The organism is Marinomonas epiphytica (assembly GCF_054780655.1).
Window position 1 is genome coordinate 25,029 of record NZ_BAAGVX010000031.1, and the last position, 17,963, is coordinate 42,991.

18 protein-coding genes are annotated in these 17,963 nt (G+C 42.8%); 9 read left to right on the plus strand and 9 right to left on the minus strand.

The features are described 5' to 3' along the window. Window positions 1-23 precede the first annotated feature (23 nt). The 3 genes from ACYVGZ_RS09410 to ACYVGZ_RS09420 all read right to left on the minus strand — a co-directional run bounded on the left by ACYVGZ_RS09410 (window position 24) and on the right by ACYVGZ_RS09420 (window position 3,842). Window positions 24-1,082: a TRAP transporter substrate-binding protein gene (locus tag ACYVGZ_RS09410; RefSeq protein WP_460754439.1), complete on the minus strand. Its 1,059-nt coding sequence runs from the start codon at window positions 1,080-1,082 to the stop codon at window positions 24-26. Between the two features lie 269 nt (window positions 1,083-1,351). Beyond that, the gene (locus tag ACYVGZ_RS09415) at window positions 1,352-2,785 is read right to left on the minus strand and encodes a sigma-54 interaction domain-containing protein (protein WP_460754442.1); all 1,434 of its coding nucleotides are present in this window, start codon (window positions 2,783-2,785) and stop codon (window positions 1,352-1,354) included. Window positions 2,786-2,930: 145 nt separating this feature from the next. After that, a complete protein-coding gene (locus ACYVGZ_RS09420; protein WP_460754445.1) occupies window positions 2,931-3,842 on the minus strand; it encodes a LysR family transcriptional regulator in 912 nt (303 codons plus the stop codon). A gap of 102 nt (window positions 3,843-3,944) precedes the next feature. Here ACYVGZ_RS09420 and ACYVGZ_RS09425 point away from each other — a divergent pair, with 102 nt between their 5' ends. Together ACYVGZ_RS09425 and ACYVGZ_RS09430 are read left to right on the plus strand one after the other, a co-directional pair. Continuing rightward, window positions 3,945-4,667: an SDR family oxidoreductase gene (locus ACYVGZ_RS09425; protein WP_460754448.1), complete on the plus strand. Its 723-nt coding sequence runs from the start codon at window positions 3,945-3,947 to the stop codon at window positions 4,665-4,667. Between the two features lie 168 nt (window positions 4,668-4,835). Then, the gene (locus ACYVGZ_RS09430) at window positions 4,836-4,997 is read left to right on the plus strand and encodes a hypothetical protein (protein ID WP_460754451.1); all 162 of its coding nucleotides are present in this window, start codon (window positions 4,836-4,838) and stop codon (window positions 4,995-4,997) included. A 104-nt stretch (window positions 4,998-5,101) separates the two neighbouring features. On the opposite strand, the gene ACYVGZ_RS09435 is transcribed toward ACYVGZ_RS09430, so the two are convergent. After that, window positions 5,102-6,256 (minus strand): winged helix-turn-helix domain-containing protein, encoded by a 1,155-nt coding sequence (locus tag ACYVGZ_RS09435; RefSeq protein ID WP_460754454.1) that lies wholly within the window; start codon window positions 6,254-6,256, stop codon window positions 5,102-5,104. A gap of 122 nt (window positions 6,257-6,378) precedes the next feature. On the opposite strand from ACYVGZ_RS09435, the gene ACYVGZ_RS09440 reads away from it, so the two are divergent. Continuing rightward, on the plus strand, window positions 6,379-7,107 hold the full coding sequence (locus ACYVGZ_RS09440; protein ID WP_460754457.1) for an SDR family oxidoreductase: 729 nt from the start codon (window positions 6,379-6,381) through the stop codon (window positions 7,105-7,107). A gap of 47 nt (window positions 7,108-7,154) precedes the next feature. Here the strand turns inward: ACYVGZ_RS09440 and trmJ are convergent, their stop codons facing one another. From trmJ to ACYVGZ_RS09455, 3 genes are all read right to left on the minus strand, one after another. Next, window positions 7,155-7,895, minus strand: a complete 741-nt coding sequence (gene trmJ, locus ACYVGZ_RS09445; RefSeq protein ID WP_460754460.1) for a tRNA (cytosine(32)/uridine(32)-2'-O)-methyltransferase TrmJ — start codon at window positions 7,893-7,895, stop codon at window positions 7,155-7,157. A gap of 32 nt (window positions 7,896-7,927) precedes the next feature. Next, window positions 7,928-9,193 (minus strand): DnaJ domain-containing protein, encoded by a 1,266-nt coding sequence (locus tag ACYVGZ_RS09450; protein ID WP_460754463.1) that lies wholly within the window; start codon window positions 9,191-9,193, stop codon window positions 7,928-7,930. Window positions 9,194-9,280: 87 nt separating this feature from the next. Then, window positions 9,281-11,728 carry an EAL domain-containing protein gene (locus tag ACYVGZ_RS09455; protein ID WP_460754466.1) on the minus strand — a complete coding sequence of 816 codons (2,448 nt, stop codon included), beginning with the start codon at window positions 11,726-11,728 and terminating at the stop codon, window positions 9,281-9,283. Window positions 11,729-11,956: 228 nt separating this feature from the next. On the opposite strand from ACYVGZ_RS09455, the gene moaC reads away from it, so the two are divergent. From moaC to ACYVGZ_RS09470, 3 genes are read left to right on the plus strand one after another with little or no spacing between them, the layout of a single operon-like run. Beyond that, entirely contained in the window at window positions 11,957-12,448 is a 492-nt protein-coding gene (gene moaC / locus ACYVGZ_RS09460) for a cyclic pyranopterin monophosphate synthase MoaC (RefSeq protein WP_460754469.1), read from the plus strand. Next, window positions 12,435-12,689, plus strand: coding sequence for a MoaD/ThiS family protein (locus ACYVGZ_RS09465; RefSeq protein WP_460754472.1), 255 nt, complete (start codon window positions 12,435-12,437; stop codon window positions 12,687-12,689). Before moaC ends, ACYVGZ_RS09465 begins: the two co-directional genes overlap by 14 nt. Then, complete coding sequence (locus tag ACYVGZ_RS09470) at window positions 12,690-13,142, plus strand: molybdenum cofactor biosynthesis protein MoaE (protein ID WP_460754474.1); 453 nt, start codon at window positions 12,690-12,692, stop codon at window positions 13,140-13,142. 6 nt (window positions 13,143-13,148) lie between these two features. Here ACYVGZ_RS09470 and ACYVGZ_RS09475 read toward each other — a convergent pair whose 3' ends face one another. Beyond that, window positions 13,149-14,396 (minus strand): tyrosine-type recombinase/integrase, encoded by a 1,248-nt coding sequence (locus ACYVGZ_RS09475; RefSeq protein ID WP_460754477.1) that lies wholly within the window; start codon window positions 14,394-14,396, stop codon window positions 13,149-13,151. 421 nt (window positions 14,397-14,817) lie between these two features. Between ACYVGZ_RS09475 and ACYVGZ_RS09480 the strand changes: the two genes are divergently transcribed. Beyond that, window positions 14,818-15,087: a hypothetical protein gene (locus tag ACYVGZ_RS09480; protein WP_460754480.1), complete on the plus strand. Its 270-nt coding sequence runs from the start codon at window positions 14,818-14,820 to the stop codon at window positions 15,085-15,087. A gap of 49 nt (window positions 15,088-15,136) precedes the next feature. Here the strand turns inward: ACYVGZ_RS09480 and ACYVGZ_RS09485 are convergent, their stop codons facing one another. Beyond that, entirely contained in the window at window positions 15,137-16,468 is a 1,332-nt protein-coding gene (locus tag ACYVGZ_RS09485; RefSeq protein ID WP_460754483.1) for a M48 family metalloprotease, read from the minus strand. A gap of 108 nt (window positions 16,469-16,576) precedes the next feature. Between ACYVGZ_RS09485 and ACYVGZ_RS09490 the strand changes: the two genes are divergently transcribed. Together ACYVGZ_RS09490 and ACYVGZ_RS09495 are read left to right on the plus strand one after the other, a co-directional pair. Continuing rightward, the gene (locus ACYVGZ_RS09490; protein WP_460754486.1) at window positions 16,577-16,828 is read left to right on the plus strand and encodes a sulfurtransferase TusA family protein; all 252 of its coding nucleotides are present in this window, start codon (window positions 16,577-16,579) and stop codon (window positions 16,826-16,828) included. A 7-nt stretch (window positions 16,829-16,835) separates the two neighbouring features. Next, a complete protein-coding gene (locus ACYVGZ_RS09495; protein WP_460754488.1) occupies window positions 16,836-17,888 on the plus strand; it encodes an AI-2E family transporter in 1,053 nt (350 codons plus the stop codon). The last annotated feature ends 75 nt before the right edge of the window (window positions 17,889-17,963 follow it).

A 17,963-nucleotide genomic window follows, 5' to 3' on the forward strand; every position in this document is an offset into this window, starting at 1 on the left:
CTTACACAAAGCTAGGCAAGTACTTAGTTGTGGCCCCAGTCTCTAGGTAAGTAGCCGTACTTTTTCCAGGAACCGTGCTCAGATTGGAACTGCTTCATAGAAGCGTATATGTCAGCAAAGTTGTCATCAGTGGCGGAACGGCGTGCCATGACTTTTTGAGTCGCTTCTTCAAAAGCGGCCAGAATCTCTGGAGAGTATTGATGCAATTGCACACCCTTACTTTCAAAGTCGTTTAGTACCGCGCCCTGTAGCGCCTCTGCTTTGGCGATTGATAAGGTATTAGCCGCCACACAAGTGTTTTCAATCAAGGATTGAGTCTGCTTATTTAACCCATTCCAGCTATCTAGATTGATGTATAAAAACTGGTTTGTACTAGGCTGGTGCCAACCAGGTAAGTAATAATGTTTTGCCACCTGATAAAAACCTAACTGTTGGTCAACAGTCGGAATGGAAAACTCAGTGCCATCTAAAACACCAGTTTCAAGGGCTTGATATAGCTCACCACCTGGAAGAACGGTGACTGACATGCCCATTTCAGACATGATTTCACCGCCGACACCCGCAGCACGGAATTTTAACCCTTTCATGTCTTCTGGCGTGTTGACTTCCTTACTATACCAACCGGCAGCCTCAGGGCTGATAGTACCACATAGTATAGGGTAAACATTGTGGGGCTCGAACAACTCTTTGAGCATTTTATCGCCGCCGTGGAAGTACATCCAAGCGGTAAATTCATTTGATTCTAACCCAAATGGTGTGGCACCAAATAGGGCTGAAGCTGGCACTTGCCCCCATTCGTAACCCATCCAAGAGTAGCCAGCGTCGATGGTGCCCGAACTCACATTTTCGAAAACACCAAGAGCCGGTATGACGGTATTAGGCTCAAAAACCTGTAACTTTACACGGCCATCACTGGCATCACTGAGCATTTTAGACACTTCCGGCATAGTATCGCCCAGTGCCGTTAGCGCAGAAGAAAACGCCATGGGAACTTGCCAGCGAATTTTATTAAAGTCCGCAAAAGAAGGGGCAGAAACCGTTAAGGCGGTGGCGCATGAAACTGCTACGAAAGTCTTCTTCATAATCTAATCCTATTTATTGTTGTTTTTAGCGTTGAAATACCGGGTTCGAAAGGAGCGAGGTATTCCTCAATTTGCTATATCAAGAAAAGCGCCAAAAAATTAAAAACCTTAAAATACAAATACTTAGGTGGTCGCTTTAAATTTTTTTATTAAATGCAGAAAAGTAAATCCGAAAAATCGGACGCTTTTGGAAGAGTGTGTGCTTATAAAAATAAAATAATTGTCCGAAAAATCGGATAGTGACTGATTTTCCGGAATTATCTTTATGATTAACATACATTATGCTTGGTAAGCTTCTCATAAAAAGTAGATTTGCTGACATTAAGTTGCTTTGCTGCCTGCGTTTTATTGCCATGATTTTGAATAAGTGCTTGTTCTAAAGCTATTTTTTCAGCTCTATCTAGCTGCTCCCTGAGTGTTCCCGAAACAATTGTATGATTCAAGTTATCCGATTTTGGACCAACTTGAGAACTTGAGCCTGCAACGCTCTGTTTGGTAATGCTGCTAGGCAGTAGAGACAGTGGAATTTTTCTATCTGTGGCAGTGTAAAAAGCAGCCTCCATAACATTCTCTAGTTCGCGAATATTTCCAGGCCAGTGATACTCAAGCAAAGCAGTCATGGCCTGTGCCGTTAGCTTGGGAGCTCGTCGACCTGTCCGACGAGATAAGTTTTGTAAAAAATGTTCTGCAAGCTTGGTAATATCTTCAGGGCGCTCTCTTAAAGGTGGTAATGAAACATTGACGACATTAATACGGTAATAGAGGTCTTCTCGAAAATCACCACTTTCAATGAGTGATTCTAGGGGGCGGTGAGTAGCAGTAATTAAACGAATATCAACAGGGGTAGAGTGAGTGCTGCCAACGGCCTCGACTTCGCGATCTTGTAATACGCGCAACAACTTTGCCTGCATAGAAGAGGGCAAGTCACCGATCTCATCTAAAAACAGTGTTCCTCCATTGGCTAATTGAAATTTACCAGCTTTACCACCTTTACGTGCACCTGTAAAAGCGCCTTCCTCATAACCAAATAACTCACTTTCCAGCAGGTTCTCAGGGATCGCAGCGCAGTTTACTTTAATGAAGGGAGCATCGGCACGCTCAGAAAGCTGATGAATGGCGTGGGCATAAAGCTCTTTACCTGTACCGGACTCCCCTCGTAATAACACTGTTACATCTCCGGTTGCTACTTGGGTAATGGTCTTATGCAACGACTTAATGACCTTACTATCTCCTACGATATCGGCCAACCGGTAGTGGGCAGACGAACTTGATTGGGGCTTAGACTCAAGGTTTTTGTATTCTTGTTCCGTTAATAAGGCTTTAATGTGACTATTAATGCGTTTCCATTCGTAGGTGTCATGAAAAACAACAGTGCCTACCGCACCAATTACTTGCCCCTGTTCCATAATGGGAAAACGGCTGGCAATCATGTTGCTACCGCGAATGCGCTGAATGGTTAAACGCTCAGCGACACCATCGTGAATGGTAATGTGCATACGGGTGTTTTCGATTACGTCAGTGACTTTCTTGCCCTTTACCTCTTCGGCATTAACACCTAGGAAGCGCGCATAAGGTCGGTTCAAAAAGAAAATGCGTGCATTATGGTCGACGACCACAACCCATTCTTCTAAAGCGTCTAAAATCGAACGGTAAGAATCGGCGGCTTGGCGTAGCTTCAATGAAGATGTACTTTTATTTGCCATGTAACATCCTTATTCTGAGGGTCCGGCAACGGCTTAATTAACGGTTCAAACATCATCATAAAACAAATAGCGAGGTAAAACACATATATAGATCAAGGATATAGCAAGTTGTAAGGGAATATTGCACTGTGTTGCATGAGGCACATTACACTTCTTTCCCATTTAACAAGCCTTGATAACGCTCATCGAATCGATCACGGATCCATTGCATGAGTAGTTTGACTCGACTTAACTGGTAGCGATTGGGCGGGCACACTAAGGATATGGGAGTTTCCTCTGCCCAATCGGGTAATACTTCAACCAAATCACCTTTGTTTATGTTTGCTTGGCAATATACATCGGCTACGCGGGTTACCCCTAAGCCGTCTATAGCCGCCCTAGTCATAGTGCGACCACTGTTTATTCTTATGCCTTGATCTATATGAATAATACGCTGCTGCTGGTTTTTGCTCATGACCCAACTATTCACTGAGCCGTAAATGAGCGTAAGTCGCTTGAGGTCTTCTGGTTGTTCAATACGTGGGAACTGGCACAGGTAGCTAGGGCTGGCTACATAGCGTGTGGTTACAGTGTGTACCTTACGTGCAATTAGGCTAGAGTCCGGTAAGTCACCCATTCTAAGAACTAAGTCATATGGGCTGTCTAGTAGGTCCACTCTAAGGCTGGAGAAGTCCAAGTGCACCTGTACTTCGGGGTGAGCTTTCTGAAATGCTAGTACCATTGGAGCAACCAATTCTTCTCCGAACAAGCCTCCTACAGAGTTCATCTTGATGATGCCCTTTAAAGAGTCGGTTGATTGCATCGCCCACTCTGCGGCTGAGTCCAGCTCCAACATGGCGCGCTTGCAGCGTTGATAATATCCAGCACCAATTTCTGTTAAACGTAATTGCCGAGTTGTTCGGTGGAGTAACTGAACACTTAATGATTTTTCCAGCTCAGTAACTAATTGACTTAAATTGGCTTTCGAAAAGCCCGAGGCTTCTGCCGCTGAGGTAAAGCTTTGATATTCAGCTACTAATAAGAATGCACGAATGGCGCGCCAAGATATATTGTTCATTTAAACTTAACAATTTTTTAAAACTATTGGGGTTTATCAGTATAAAAGTAAAACCTATAGTGTGTCTAACTTAATCAAACACATAGGAAAAGGAAAGGAATAATGAGTAAACCACTTATTGTAATTACCGGTGCAAGCTCAGGAATTGGGGCTGCGATGGCAAAACGTTTTGCTGAACTAGGCCACCCACTTTTATTGATAGGCCGTCGCGTGGAAAAAATGGAAGCGTTAGGTCTACCCAATGCACTCTGCAAGCAAGTTGACATAACGGATGGCGCAGCGCTGGCCTTTGCAATCAAAGAAGCTGAAGGCGTGTATGGCCCTGTAGATTGTCTTATCAATAACGCTGGTGTCATGCTGCTAGGCCAGATCGACCAGCAAGACCCAGTCCAGTGGCAGACTATGTTTAATGTCAATGTCATGGGGTTGTTGCATGGAATGCAAGCGGTATTGGCAGATATGAAAGCACGTAATGGCGGTACCATCCTAAATGTAAGCTCTATAGCGGGTAAAAAATCATTCCCAAATCACGCCGCTTATGTTGGCACTAAGTTTGCTGTGTCCTCTATGACAGAAAATGTTCGTGAAGAGGTGGCAGATGCCAATGTTCGCGTAATGAGTATTTGCCCAGGCGCAGTTGACACTGAGCTACTGAGCCATACTACTGATCAAGCCATTATTGACGGATATAACGAGTGGAAAGAATCGATGGGAGGCGTGCTCGCGGCAGATGATATTGCTAAAACTGCTGTCTTTATGTATAGCCAACCTCAAAATGTCAACATACGCGATGTGGTTATGGCGGCTACCCGCCAACCAGCTTAAGGTGGTTTCTAAGCGTTGTGACTTCTTTTATTGTTCCAGCGCTTAAATATCAAAGCTGAAGATTAACCGATTGCTCCATAAGGTTTATGTCATTAAAGTACTTGGCTAGTTTACGCTGTCCATATTTAGGTGCAATCATATCTTCACCGCTCACTGTTAAAAGTGCTGATGTTAGCAGAACAGCATAGCTCTTTTAAACTCTATGAGATTCATGTGGCAGAACCTCTTCCTCAAGACTGGCAAGAAACTTTTTGTCATATAGAGGTAAGTGAGACACAGTTTGGCAGCCGAATTCTTGCTCAGTGCCGGGATCAATCTGAGTTACAGTGAGTGATCCGTCTAATTGCTGATTATGGTTTATCGCTTTTGGCTGTGGTAGATAAAGAGTACTTTAGTCTACATTAAGAGTGAAGCGAGCCTTTTGTTACCTCTGGTTAAGTCACGAAGTGAATAGGGTAATTTGATGGTGGTTTGGCTTGGTTGAAAGCGGCAAATTGAGCCAACTCCATTTCAAAAGCGCTGAGGAAGTCGTCCTCTTGAATGCTTGAGTCTTCGATAAAGAGTTGCAGTATTTCAAGATGTTGAACCTTTCTATGAACCTTACAATCAACTCGACCAATGAGCTTTCCTTGCCATAGGATCGGTAAGCAAAAATAACCGAATTGACGTTTGGCCTGCGGCACATAACATTCAATGGTGTAGTCATAATTGAACAGCTTTCTCATTCGTTCTCTTTGAATTAAAAGGTTATCAAAGGGGGAGAGTATTTTGGCGAATTGTCGAGAAATCCGTAAATCGAGTAAGCTCAGTGCTTCGGTGGTTGTATAGTATGGCTCACCAGCAATAATAACTTTAGTGATTTTCCTTTCATAACTTAACCGTTTCAGAGCCAACTCCACTTCTTGCTTAACTCCTTTGAGTAAGTAGCTAAACTCATTGGGCTGGCCGATGCCTTGGGCTCGAAGGTAAGCAAGGATTAAAAATTCAGCATGTTCTGCTGGGCTAGGGAGTTGGTTAGACACCTGCTCGGGAAGTACGCGCTCGGTGAGATCATAGACCTTATGAAACCCTTGTCGCTTGGCGATCATTAAGTCACCTTGCATAAATAAGTTCTCAAGAGCTTGTTTGGTTGGCTTAGCTTCCCAACCTGTTCGCTTGTTAACGTTGGAGTCAAAATCTTTTGCCATTAATGGCCCTTCAGCACGAATACGATCTAGCACATAACGCATTTGCTGAGGGTCTTTTTTAAACCAATGCTGTTGTGTGCCTGATTTTAAAGCCTGTTTGCGAGGTAAGCTAAATCGAAAGTTCTCCATGTCTAGGTAAGAAGCAGCGTGAGACCAATATTCAAAGGCATGCTTGTCCTCTACCATTCGATCAAGGTGATTAACTTGATAAAGCGAGTTGCGACTCCATAGTACGTGGTGGTGAGCTCTTTGCACGACGGAGATAGTATCAATTTGCACATAGCCTAACCGCTTTAACGATTGCAGGCTTTTGTGGTAGCTGTGGCCTTTCATCGGCTTATTAGCTAGCCCCTGCGATAGCAGAATGATTTTTTGTGCTTGTTGTAAAGTTAGAGTACGCATGCATGAATAATAAGCTGAAATAATGACTTGGCCTAGTCATTCAGTGTTTTTTGTTTGGCTTTCAAGCGAGTGAAAAAACGTATATCTTTGACAAAACAAGAAAATTAGCCGAAGGAGCTCAAATGACAAGATTACTACAAGGCAAATGTGCTGTGGTCACCGGAGCGGCATCAGGAATTGGTTTAGCCAGTGCTGAGGCCATGATCGAGCAGGGGGCGAAAGTAGTGCTGGTAGATTACGATGAGAAAGCATTAGGTAAAGTGGTGTCTCAGCTTGGCGAGTCGGCAATGCCATTAGTGTTGGATTTATTGGATATACAAGCTTGTAAGTCTTTAATTCCTAGTGTTTTAGAACTTGTTGATCATATTGATATCTTTCATGCTAATGCCGGTTTGTATGTTGGAGGAGACCTCATTGATGCAGAACCGGACGACATTGATCGAATGATGAATCTTAATGTGAACGTGGTTATGAAGAACGTTCGTGATGTAATAGTTCATATGATTCCAAGAGAAACAGGGGACATCTTAGTGACCAGTTCACTTGCAGCCCATTACCCAACCCCTTGGGAGCCAGTTTATGCTTCTTCAAAATGGGCAATAGATTGCTTTGTGCAAACTACCAGAAGGCAAGTTTTTAAGCATGGATTACGATTGGGTTCTGTGTCTCCAGGGCCTGTTGAAACGGCACTCATTGCTGATTGGCCAAAAGAAAAGCTTGAGCAAGCGAAACGAAATGGGAGCCTAGTTGAGGCAAAAGAAATAGCGGAAATTCTGATGTTTATGTTAACGAGGCCAAGGAATATGACAATTAGAGATGTCGTCGTGATGCCCAGCCAGTTTGATTTGTAGCATAAGGCACCATGACTATTTTAAGAGCAATGGCGCGATCTACTAAGTTACTTTTCTTTTTTACTTTGATCAAGTAAGCCTGCTTCACGTTGAACAGCAGCTAACACTCCGCGTAAGATGCCTAGCTCTTGCTTTTCAGGACGGGAGCGGTTGAAGAAGCGGTGAAGCTTATCAACGACCTTGCCTGGGTGATTACGCACAATAAAGTTAATGCCGTAAAGTGTTTCCTCAAGATGCTCATAGAATAAATCCATGTCTTTCTTGTGAGGATATTCGGGAGTGTCTTTTTGCGTGATTTGGCTGTTTTGGTCAGCCATCCAAATTTCGTAGGCTACAATTTGTACCGCTTGAGAAATATTTAGCACAGGGTATTCAGTATTTGCATCAATATAAACTTGGCGATGACATTGAGCGATTTCTTCATTAAGTAGGCCGGTGGTTTCTCGTCCGAAAACAATTGCTACCGAGTGGTGATGGGCTTCAGGGATCACTGTTTCAGCACATTCTCGGGCGTTCATTAAAGGCAATTGAAAAGTACGATGGCGCGCACTGGTACCAACTACCAAACTACAATCAGCAATAGCTTCTTCAAAAGTGTCGACAATGGTGGCATTTTCTAATACATCTACCGCCCCTGCAGCACGGCTGGTGGCTTCTTCAGAAGGGTAATCATTAGGGTCGACCAAATATAAATTTGTTAGCCCCATATTTTTCATGGCGCGTGCAATGGCGCCAACATTACCAGGGTGAAAGGTGTTGATTAGAACAATGCGAATATTACTTAACATGATGTATGAATAACTCAGCTGAAAACAAATTATTAAGGGGCAATAGAGAGTGTTTGCTCAGTACTAGCAAAATCGACACTGTCTAGAATCACCTTACTTTGATTATTAAAAAGAAATTGATGACAGGCGTGATGATACAGCGAACCTGTCTCTAATACCAAACGGTAGCGACCTTTTGGTATGAAATTCGCTGCAAAAGCTTGTTTAGGATACAGATATATCGAAAAACTGGGGCGACCATCAAAGGACTCAAATCTCAATAGGCTTGGTGTAGCATGTTGATTGAGAATGCGTAAGCGGCTGTTGCCATTAGCGGAGCCTATCAGGGCGCCATGTTGAGGTGCCGCACCTGGGTGACCAATACAAAGTCGACTATGTGTTTCTTGATAGGAACCAAAGCCTAGATTTTTTGCTTGTACCCAGCCGTTTGTATTTTGGTAGCGCACAGTAAGCCAGTCACCTTGAAGCTTAATGGCTTGTACGTCAGATTGGTTAGGGATGCTGATTAACTTGGCACTTGTTGTATTGGGTTCAGCATAAAGCTGAGTGGTTTGCAGTGTATGATTTACACCCGTTCTAAACTGAGGATAAAGACCTGACACATAGGCAGAACGAATCTCTTTGTTATCACTTTTTTGATCATGCTTTTGCCAATATAGGGTCGCGTAAATACCTGCGGCAAAACACACAATATAACTGACCGTTTGGAAGGCTGCCTTAGCAGCCGACAGTCGAATAGGTTTAGCTGCTGAAGTAAATTTAAGATCAGAAGCAGTTTGATGCGGTTGTTGTGGTTCGCTATAAAAAGGTTCTTTCTGATTCTGCTCAAAATGACTGTGTTGACGAGCTCCAGCTTTCGCTGTTTCTTCATATAAGGCTCGAAATCGCTTTTCATTCAGTGTGTTACGAGCCGCTTGAATAGCCTCATTGCGAGCCTTTTCTTGTTGTGCCGTGTTGCGCTTCATCTCCTCATAAACACGTTGCTGCTCTCGTATAAAGGCTTTTTGCTCTTCGTCAGAGTGGTTGTTAGTCTGTTTATGGAAGTTGTTTGAGCTATTGTGATGCTCTTCCTGTTGAAATTGATAGGGCTGCCAGTCACCTGCTTGTTGCGCTTTTTTAATGGCGTTAAGAATGTTCTGATAAGCAAGCTGTAAACGTTGAAAGTGCGCCGTTGTGTCGCTATTAGGGTTCTTGTCAGGGTGATAGCGCCGAGCAAGTCGACGAAACGCCGCCTTTGCTTCTTGCTCACTGGCATGGGTTGGAATTTCTAATAATCGATAATCATCGAGCAAACTCATGCTGTATCAGGTGGTCCATTAAACTAAACAAGAGCTTGGCATTATGCACCAAATGCTTGGTTGGTGAAATACATCAAGATCACAGAGTTAGGCAATTAATTCTAAATATTTATCGGGTGAAATCGGTCTGTGAAAAAGAAAGCCTTGACCAATTCTACACTGCCACTCTTTAAGTAAGGTGACTTCTTCCGGTTTTTCAATTCCTTCCGCCACACTTTGTATATTGAGTTCACGGCTCAGGCTAATCATAGATCGGCACAGAGTAGCGCCCTGAGGGTCTGAAGTGATTTTTTCGACAAAATATCGGTCAATTTTCAGTTCTTGAACTTGCAGATGAATGAGGTTTTGTAGGGAGCTATAACCAGAACCAAAGTCATCGATTGAAAGCTTAAAGCCCACAACTTGTAGTTGTTTTACATTGCTTCGCACGTTTTCGTTATCGTCAAATATGGTCGTTTCCGTAATTTCTATATTGATACTAGAGGGAGTAATTTCGTATTGTTCCATTTTCTCAATGACTTGCACTGCGAAGTTGGGTTGAAGTAAATCTAAGGCTGAAATATTAATGGATAAACTACGTTCATAGGTGGCTTGAGGGTGCTGAGATACCCAGCGAAATGTTTCATTAATGATAAAGCAAGTGAGTTTGTTTATTAGCCCAGTTTTTTCTGCTAACGGGATAAATAATCCGGGCGATACAAAGCCCAGTTGTTCACTGTTCCAGCGCATCAAAACCTCGCCACCGACAACTTGTAAAGTATTCAAGTCAACTTGCGGTTGAATGTCAAAATGAAGGCGGCCTTTTTCAATATCATCTGTCAGTAACCCCACCATATTAAGTTGTTTTGCGTGGGCGTTTTTTAAATCACTGGTGAAGGTGAGCCAGTGCATGTCATTGGCACTGGCTAGATCGCAAGCGACTAAGGCATTCTGATAAAGCGAATCTATCGTGTTGCCCTGAGAGGGGTAGATTGCGCTGCCTATGTTGTATTGATGTCTAATGTAGACCTTATCTACATTAGTGGTTAAATCCAATACCTTCTTAAGACTCGCTATTTGGTCGGGTAAAACTCGCGGATTAGTACTTACAAAAGCCACTCTAGTTGATGATACTCTCATAATAAAGGCGGACTGTTTGTTGGCGAGAGGAAGAGCTAGCACATCTTCTATTTGAATGAGCTGTCTATGTATGCGTACGATTATGTCGCACATTACTTTATCTGCTTTGGCCGGTCCAAATGCTTGGCTTAGTTTGGCGTAATTTGTGATATCAATCATGACAAGAGCATGATTGTAACGGTCAGCTAACAGTTGGCCTAACTGCTCAAAACAATACACGCGATTAGGGGTCTGTGTACTGCTGTCCATGTGCAATTGAAGTTGTCGACTGAGTTCAATATGGCGCGCTTTATCGACAAAAGCAAAGGAAATGCCCAATAGTTGAATGATGGAAGCAACCGGTAAGATGGCTTGAGTATAAAGGTTAACAGGTAATATTTGCCAATAAATACAAGTGTTTAACACGCTACCAATCATAAGGGTTAGCCACGAAAATAGGTAAAAGCGAGCGGCAGTAAAGCCCTTGCGGTAGGCTTTAACCCCCCAATAAAAGCAACATATAAACAAACAAATCTCTATAGCAGCAAATATGATGCCTGCAGTTTGTGTATGGAGGTAAAAGGTGGCGATAAAATACGTTGCAAAAAACCAATTCCCATAACGTTTTATGGGGCAATCTGCTTTAGGAATGTTCATTTCTGCAAGAAAACTAAGACTAAAGCGGTATAAAGACCAAGCCGCCAAGGCAAATACGCTAAACAAATTGGCCACTAGGAATTGAGTGAATTGCTCATTAAAGATCCAGCGGCTGAAACCCAAAATGGAAGATACTGAAATGAATAATAAAGCGTTAAGAGCAAGGTAGTAGCCGAATCCTGGGTTGCGAAGTAAACCGAAGACAAAGAGGTTATGTATTAACAATACCGCCATACCAGTAATGACGATAATCCAAAAAAAAACCTCGCTGTGAATGGCTTGGTTCGCGGAGTGAGTGTCGTACAGGCTTATTGGTGTCAGCAACTGGTGCTCACCTTGTTTGCGAATAAGTAAGGTGGTCGTGTGTTCTGTTGAAAGCTCTATAGGAATCCAAATGCCATTACCATTGCCATGTCCTCCTTCTTTAGTCCAGCTTTGCAGGGCACCTCTTTGCCAATGTTGCTTGAGCTCCTTGCCTTGAAAAGTATAAAAATCCAAATACTCAATGACATTGTAAGCAAGATTCAGGTGAATGACGTGATTATCGCCATAATCCTTAGGATCAAAGCTAAGTTTATGCCAGTAAGCATAAGCACTTGAGCCTTGCGAACTAGTGTATAAGTCAGTTTTAAAATCTTCTTGTAAGGCTTGCTCGGGGGGTAATTGCTTAGTATCGAGATAGGTAGGAATTTCGAGCAATGGGGTGTTGATAGGCCAGCTACTAATGGCGGCTTGAGAATATAAAAATATTAATGTAAAAATAGTAAATATATATTTCATTTACACTTTGCTCTGTGAAATATCCTATAAAAATTCGTTTGATCTTGCGTTTTATTGCTATGTTTTTAGCGTGAAAAAAGCAGTGATCAGACCTTAATTGATCCTTTTTAAATCTTGTACTAAAGATAGTAATAATTTCGTGCCAATAATATTGTATTCTTGTAATGAGTTATTAATTAGTACTTACTTAATGTTATCTTAAGTCTTATCTCCTAAAGAATGTATTGTATGAATGAATCTTTAACACACCTTGACTCTGATGGTCATGCGCACATGGTAGATGTGTCTGATAAATCTTTAACAAAGCGTATAGCGACCGCACAAGCGATTGTTGCAATGAAGAAAGCAACGTTAGAAAAAGTGATTAAAGGTGGGCTTCCTAAAGGTGATGTGCTTGCCACGGCCCGCATTGCAGGCATACAAGCCGCTAAAAAAACAGCCGATCTAATACCCTTGTGTCACCCCCTTATGCTGACTAAGGTTAAGCTTGATATCAATGTCATCAGCGATTGTGAATTAGAAGTTTTGTGTACCTGTGCACTAACGGGCAAAACAGGGGTTGAAATGGAAGCTCTAACAGGAGCGAGTGTGGCTGCTTTAACCTTGTATGATATGTGCAAGGCAGTGGATAAAGGCATAGTGGTCAAAAACATTGCTTTGTTGGAGAAGCAGGGGGGTAAAAGTGGAGACTGGCAGCGAGAAGCAAATGACAAAAGTTAATGTGGTATTTTTTGCTTCCCTAAGAGAATCTCTAGGGCTTGATAGCGCACAAATAGATGTTGAACTACCAATGAGCATGATGGATTTTAAGCAGGTAGTTGCAGCGCAATTGACAAACGGCGATGTTCTTTTGCAAGCTGGAGTTCAGTCATCTATCAATTTTGAATTTAGCCGCGATCAAGATGAAATTCCCTTGAATGTTCAAGAAGTGGCCTTGTTTCCACCCGTAACCGGAGGCTAAATGGTTCAAGTACAAAATGAAGATTTTGATGTGGCAACTTTGTATCAAAACTTGTTAGTAGCAAATCGCACAGGTGCTGTTGCCATGTTCGTCGGTTTGGTGCGAGATTTTACTCAAGAAGGTGAGGATACCGAAAGCGCAACGTTTGAACTTGAACATTACCCAGGAATGACAGAGCGAAATCTTGCTAACATTGTCGAACAGGCAAAACGCCGCTGGCCTTTGTTGCATGTGGCCTTGGTTCATCGAGTAGGTAAGCTCAAGGTGAACGATCAGATTGTTTTTGTGGGTGTCAGTTCTGCTCATCGCAGTGAAGCCTTGCAGGCCTGCGATTTTATTATGGACTATTTGAAAAGTCGCGCAGCATTTTGGAAAAAAGAAAGTAACGGCAATAAGCAGGCTTGGGTGCAAGCTAAACAAATTGATGAGGACAGCTTATCCCGCTGGGAGTAAAAGGCTCTAATCAGGTCTTAGTTGTTTTTTTCGTCCACTGGCATGGCGTTCGCGATACTCGGTATCAATGTATTTGTCTGTAGTGGCCATGCTGGCATGACCCGCGTCTTCACGCACATGCTCTTTAGGGCGGGTCTTTACGTCTTCAGATATGCCTGTATGTCTTAACCAGTGGACGGTTGCGACTCTTAGATCATCAGCGTCCTGTTGCATGCCATCCTCACACATGCGCAGGTAAGCTTGGTCAAAGCAGGCTTGGACTATGTTGCGAACTTGACGAGAGCTGGTCATGGCTCCTACACCTCGGGTTTTAGGGATCAAAGGTGTTGGCTCAGCGACAGTCGGCAAGTCAGGGAGGTCACGAAAGCGTCGATAACGAGTCAGTGCGCTCAGCATGTCGTCGGATACGGCAACCAGTCTTTCTTTGTTCCCTTTTGACAATACCTTAAACCACCAGTGTCCATCTGCATCTTTGATGAAGTCTCCCATGACGGGGGCCGAGCGTTCATCAGCCACCAGTTCTGAAATTCGTAAGTACATTCCGAGTAACGCATTCATGATGAACAGGGTGCGTTCATGAGTAACGGGGTCTTGCTCTGCTAACAATTCGGCCGTTTCGATAACATAATCCCATTGTAGGTTGGATATACGCCTTACTTGTTTTCGAGTGACCTCTTTTTTAACGAACTTGCTTTTTTGGCGAATTAAGGCAACCGGATTTTGCCCCACCGCGTCTTCCTGCATCAAAAAACCATAGTAAGAGGAAAGTATGGAAAAAGTGGCACGAATGGCGGCTTGGGATAAGGTGTGCTCTTTGGCTTTTGGGGCTTCGCCGTTTTTAAAATCTAACTTACTCACTTGGGCAACAAAAGGGCGCCACTCTTTATTTGGCTCTCTTCTTCCCATATGTAATTTAAAGCGCGCAACGTTTTTTATTCCGATCCAATCCTCTGGCGGCTGCATGCAAAAATGAATAAATTCCTCAATTTGATCTCTTTTGAGCGCCTGAGTGGTAGACGATTTAACATGCCAAGCCCAAAGCAACAATCGTTCTACTTCTCTTCGATAAGAGTTAAAAGTGGCTTTTGATCCGTTATAGCTATAGATAAAACATAACGCGAGTTGCAAGTCTCTAGAAAACTCAGTTTGTTCAATTAAAGGGGTATGTTGTGAAAGCTCATTGGCGATTTGATGGAACTGTGTAAAAGGGTTAGCTAAATGGTCAAGATTATCAATAAGTGGGCGAGGTGCCATAACATACACTCTATAGGTGAAACGATTTTGAGGTTATCAAAAAACAAGGTTCAGTGGAATATTACTCTGTAAACTAGCTTGATTCATGGTGTTTGTACCTAGGATTTAGGTTTTATTCCTAATGGGTATTAGCGCTATTCAAGGGCAGTTAAATGTGCATTCTTTTTGCTGTTTTGATCCTTCAATCAACACAATGTGACTCCTTTTGAAAAGTTTGTTCATGTTCGTTAAAAATATGTCTTATTTTTGTGAAAAGGTACGTATTTCGCCGATTTTTATGTTTGTACGGAACAAAAATGGAAGCCGCTCCCCACCTCTTTTTATTTAAATAAAACCCTTTAATATTCACTCCATCGAACGCAAACATGCATTTTAAAATTTACAAATAAGGTGAGTACACTTTATTTTAGGAGAGAAAATTATGAACACATTTACGAAATCTGCAATGGCCGCCTTTACTGCTGTATTAATGACATCGACTGCAATGGCAAGTGATGATGACAGCCAAAGAGAGCGTGTTCGCACAGCGCAAGCTGGCGTAGAAGCACTGGCTAAAACACTTTCTTTAAAAGGCGCGCAAGTTGATGCCCAAGTTGATGTTTCTAAAATCAGCGGTTTCTACCAAAAAGAGCAAGCATACCGTTTAAAGCACAAAGAGTTGCAAGCGCAATTTGATGCTCTAAATTCTTAATAGATCCCATGCTCTACTAAAAGCCAGACATTGTCTGGCTTTTGTGTATTTAGTCCTCTAAACCTGCTTGTTTTTCTGCTTCCATAATCAAATCAAATTGTTGTTGCGCTGCTTCCGGGAAGTGGCGGTTGGAAGACGGGATGTCTCGAATAGCACGTCGAATAAGTAATTGTGCTTCTTTATCTTTGCCTTGGCTAAAGTCTAATAGGGCTTTATAGCTAAGTGCTAAGTTAGGATTGAATTTTTGGTAGTGTTGGATGTTTGTGCGCCAAATTAAGCGTTTTTCATAAAGGTAGTCAGCGCTAGAAATTGGCGCTTTTTGTCGATTTATTTCAGCTTTTAACGTGCTGAACAGTAGATTTCTAGGGTTCAGTTTCAATACCGCATCCACAGCCTGCAGTGCACTGTCCTTTTCTTGTTGTTTATGAAAAATTAATGCCTTGAGATAAAGGGTAAACTCGTTGCTTTGATCAACTTGATTCAAAAAATCGAGCGCTTGCTCAGGCTGGTTCACGAGATAAGAAAATAATGCTCTAGCAAAGTAACTGGCGTTAAGGTTGGTTATTTGCTGAGCAAGATATTGCATTGGCTGGTCACTCAGTCCTGCGCGATAGGCCAATATGCTTGCTCGAAAGTAGTCGAAATCGGTTTTATGCTGTTGGCTCAATAGGCTTGCTGGCTGCTCAAAGCTCAGTGAGTCGGCTAGTCGTGTCTGCGGAGAAGGGTGAGTAGATAAAAACTCTAAAGAAGGTCGTCCTAGAGCACGCTTAAAAAAAGCATGAAACAACTGGCTCATGCTGTCAGCTGGAAACCCTGCCGCCGCAAGGTACTCTCTACCACGGCGATCAGCTTCTTGCTCCTGGTCCCGGCTGTAACTCAAGGTGTTTTCAGCTTGGTTAGCAATGCCCCCTAGCCATAATGCAGTGGTGGTATCACCGTCGGCCCCAGCGAGTGAAGCGGCGATGCCAGCGCCAATTAATAGCAGTGCTTTGCTAAGCTCCTGAGAGGATTGCTGTTTCTGACGTTCGTAATGCTGTAGCTCCAAATGGGCTAATTCGTGGGCTAGCAAGGCGAACAACATGTTTTCATTATTGATCATTTCCAAAATATCAGAATAAATGAATAAATGGTTCCCAGGAATAACAAAGGCGTTGCTTTGGCTACTATTAAGTAGAGTCATCTCTACCAATTTGTTGTTTAATCGAGTTTGCGGGGTAAGGGTGGCCACCGCATCTTTGAGGTAATCGTAAGCAGGCGGGAAGTCGATCAGAGCGCGACTACCATTTAACTTGCGAAACCAGTGCTGTCCTAATACATACCCCGGATTGGCTAGGCTGCGTTCATTCTTCACCGCCCCAATATCTGGTGTGTCCGCTTTCATGTGTGTACTAAAAACGATTGAGAAAACAAGCATTAAGCTTGTTGATATGGTTGTAACGTAAGGAAAAAGTCTCATAATAGAATACAACAACTAAGCAAGGTCGAAACGATGAATGACAATGACAGTCACCAGTATGACGCAATCTTGGATGCAAGAGAAGATCGCTGCCCTATGCCTCTATTAAAAACCAAATTGGCTTTAAGTAAAATGCAGGAAGGAGAAGTGTTGCGTGTTGAAACCTGCGATGCAGGCTCCTTAAAAGATATACCCCAATACATCGAAATGGTTGGCTTAACGCTAATGTCACAAAACCTCGATAATAATGTGTACGTTTACTTAATTCGTAAAGCACAGAAGTAGGCCTAATATGTTTAAGATTGTAGATTCCCTGATCAAACGCTATTTCTCGAACGAAGAAGTGGTGGTTTTTCTTCTGTTAATGATCAGTTGTTTAGCAGTACTCGCATTTTGGGGCGGCGTATTGGCTCCTGTATTGATTGCCATTGTCATTGCATTTCTTCTACAAGGTGTAGTGGGCAAATTATGCCGCCTTGGATTGAATCATACGGCTTCGGTTCTATTGGTTTTTATTGGCTTTATTGCAAGTTGTTCTGTCTTCATTGGGGTGATGGTGCCTATTATCTGGCACCAAGCGGTTCGCCTCGTCAATGATGCGCCGCGAATGTTTACCGTGATCCAGCAATCCATTGAACGCTTTGCCCGTGGCAATAAAGAATATGTCAGTCAAAATGCCATTGATGAAGCACTTAATACTGTAGCCACGGAAATGGCAAACCTGGGTCAATGGTTGGTGTCCTTTTCATTAAACAGTATTCCTTCTTTATTTTCTTTGATGATTTATTTGGTCCTTGTACCTTTGGTTATTTTCTTCTTGCTAAAAGACCAAGAAAAAATACTTGTTTATTTAACTTCTTGGTTGCCTAAAGAGCGTAAGATGATGCGTACCATAGCCAATGAAATGAATCAGCAGATTGCCAATTATGTGCGTGGTAAGTTTATCGAAATGATTGTGGTGGGCGTGGTGACCTATGTGGTATTCGCCGTTTTAGGACTAAGATACGCAGAACTGTTAGCCTTGTTAGTGGGAATGTCAGTTTTGATTCCTTTCATTGGAGCAGCAGCTGTTACCATTCCTGTTGTTTTGGTGGCGTTTTATCAATTTGGCACCCAAAATGAGTTTTGGTACGTGTTTGTAGCCTATCTGGTGGTACAAGCGTTAGATGGCAATGTACTGGTGCCACTGCTGTTCTCAGAAGCGGTGAACTTACACCCGGTGGCGATTATCGTCGCTGTACTTTTCTTTGGTGGTGTATGGGGTTTTTGGGGGGTCTTCTTTGCCATTCCGTTAGCTACTTTGGTTAAAGCCATTATTAATGCATGGCCGGATCAATCACACTAGCGTGTATTGCGTGATCAATATCGAGAAAAAACTGTAAATAGGGCGGCTTGAGAAAGCCGCCCTATTTATTTAAAA

Bases quoted from the DNA above. Each gene is read 5' to 3' on its own strand.
- ACYVGZ_RS09410 (WP_460754439.1), bottom strand. From the start codon at position 1,082: ATGAAGAAGACTTTCGTAGCAGTTTCATGCGCCACCGCCTTAACGGTT.
- ACYVGZ_RS09415 (WP_460754442.1), bottom strand. From the start codon at position 2,785: ATGGCAAATAAAAGTACATCTTCATTGAAGCTACGCCAAGCCGCCGAT.
- ACYVGZ_RS09420 (WP_460754445.1), bottom strand. From the start codon at position 3,842: ATGAACAATATATCTTGGCGCGCCATTCGTGCATTCTTATTAGTAGCT.
- ACYVGZ_RS09425 (WP_460754448.1), top strand. From the start codon at position 3,945: ATGAGTAAACCACTTATTGTAATTACCGGTGCAAGCTCAGGAATTGGG.
- ACYVGZ_RS09430 (WP_460754451.1), top strand. From the start codon at position 4,836: ATGTTAGCAGAACAGCATAGCTCTTTTAAACTCTATGAGATTCATGTG.
- ACYVGZ_RS09435 (WP_460754454.1), bottom strand. From the start codon at position 6,256: ATGCGTACTCTAACTTTACAACAAGCACAAAAAATCATTCTGCTATCG.
- ACYVGZ_RS09440 (WP_460754457.1), top strand. From the start codon at position 6,379: ATGACAAGATTACTACAAGGCAAATGTGCTGTGGTCACCGGAGCGGCA.
- trmJ (WP_460754460.1), bottom strand. From the start codon at position 7,895: ATGTTAAGTAATATTCGCATTGTTCTAATCAACACCTTTCACCCTGGT.
- ACYVGZ_RS09450 (WP_460754463.1), bottom strand. From the start codon at position 9,193: ATGAGTTTGCTCGATGATTATCGATTATTAGAAATTCCAACCCATGCC.
- ACYVGZ_RS09455 (WP_460754466.1), bottom strand. From the start codon at position 11,728: ATGAAATATATATTTACTATTTTTACATTAATATTTTTATATTCTCAA.
- moaC (WP_460754469.1), top strand. From the start codon at position 11,957: ATGAATGAATCTTTAACACACCTTGACTCTGATGGTCATGCGCACATG.
- ACYVGZ_RS09465 (WP_460754472.1), top strand. From the start codon at position 12,435: ATGACAAAAGTTAATGTGGTATTTTTTGCTTCCCTAAGAGAATCTCTA.
- ACYVGZ_RS09470 (WP_460754474.1), top strand. From the start codon at position 12,690: ATGGTTCAAGTACAAAATGAAGATTTTGATGTGGCAACTTTGTATCAA.
- ACYVGZ_RS09475 (WP_460754477.1), bottom strand. From the start codon at position 14,396: ATGGCACCTCGCCCACTTATTGATAATCTTGACCATTTAGCTAACCCT.
- ACYVGZ_RS09480 (WP_460754480.1), top strand. From the start codon at position 14,818: ATGAACACATTTACGAAATCTGCAATGGCCGCCTTTACTGCTGTATTA.
- ACYVGZ_RS09485 (WP_460754483.1), bottom strand. From the start codon at position 16,468: ATGAAAGCGGACACACCAGATATTGGGGCGGTGAAGAATGAACGCAGC.
- ACYVGZ_RS09490 (WP_460754486.1), top strand. From the start codon at position 16,577: ATGAATGACAATGACAGTCACCAGTATGACGCAATCTTGGATGCAAGA.
- ACYVGZ_RS09495 (WP_460754488.1), top strand. From the start codon at position 16,836: ATGTTTAAGATTGTAGATTCCCTGATCAAACGCTATTTCTCGAACGAA.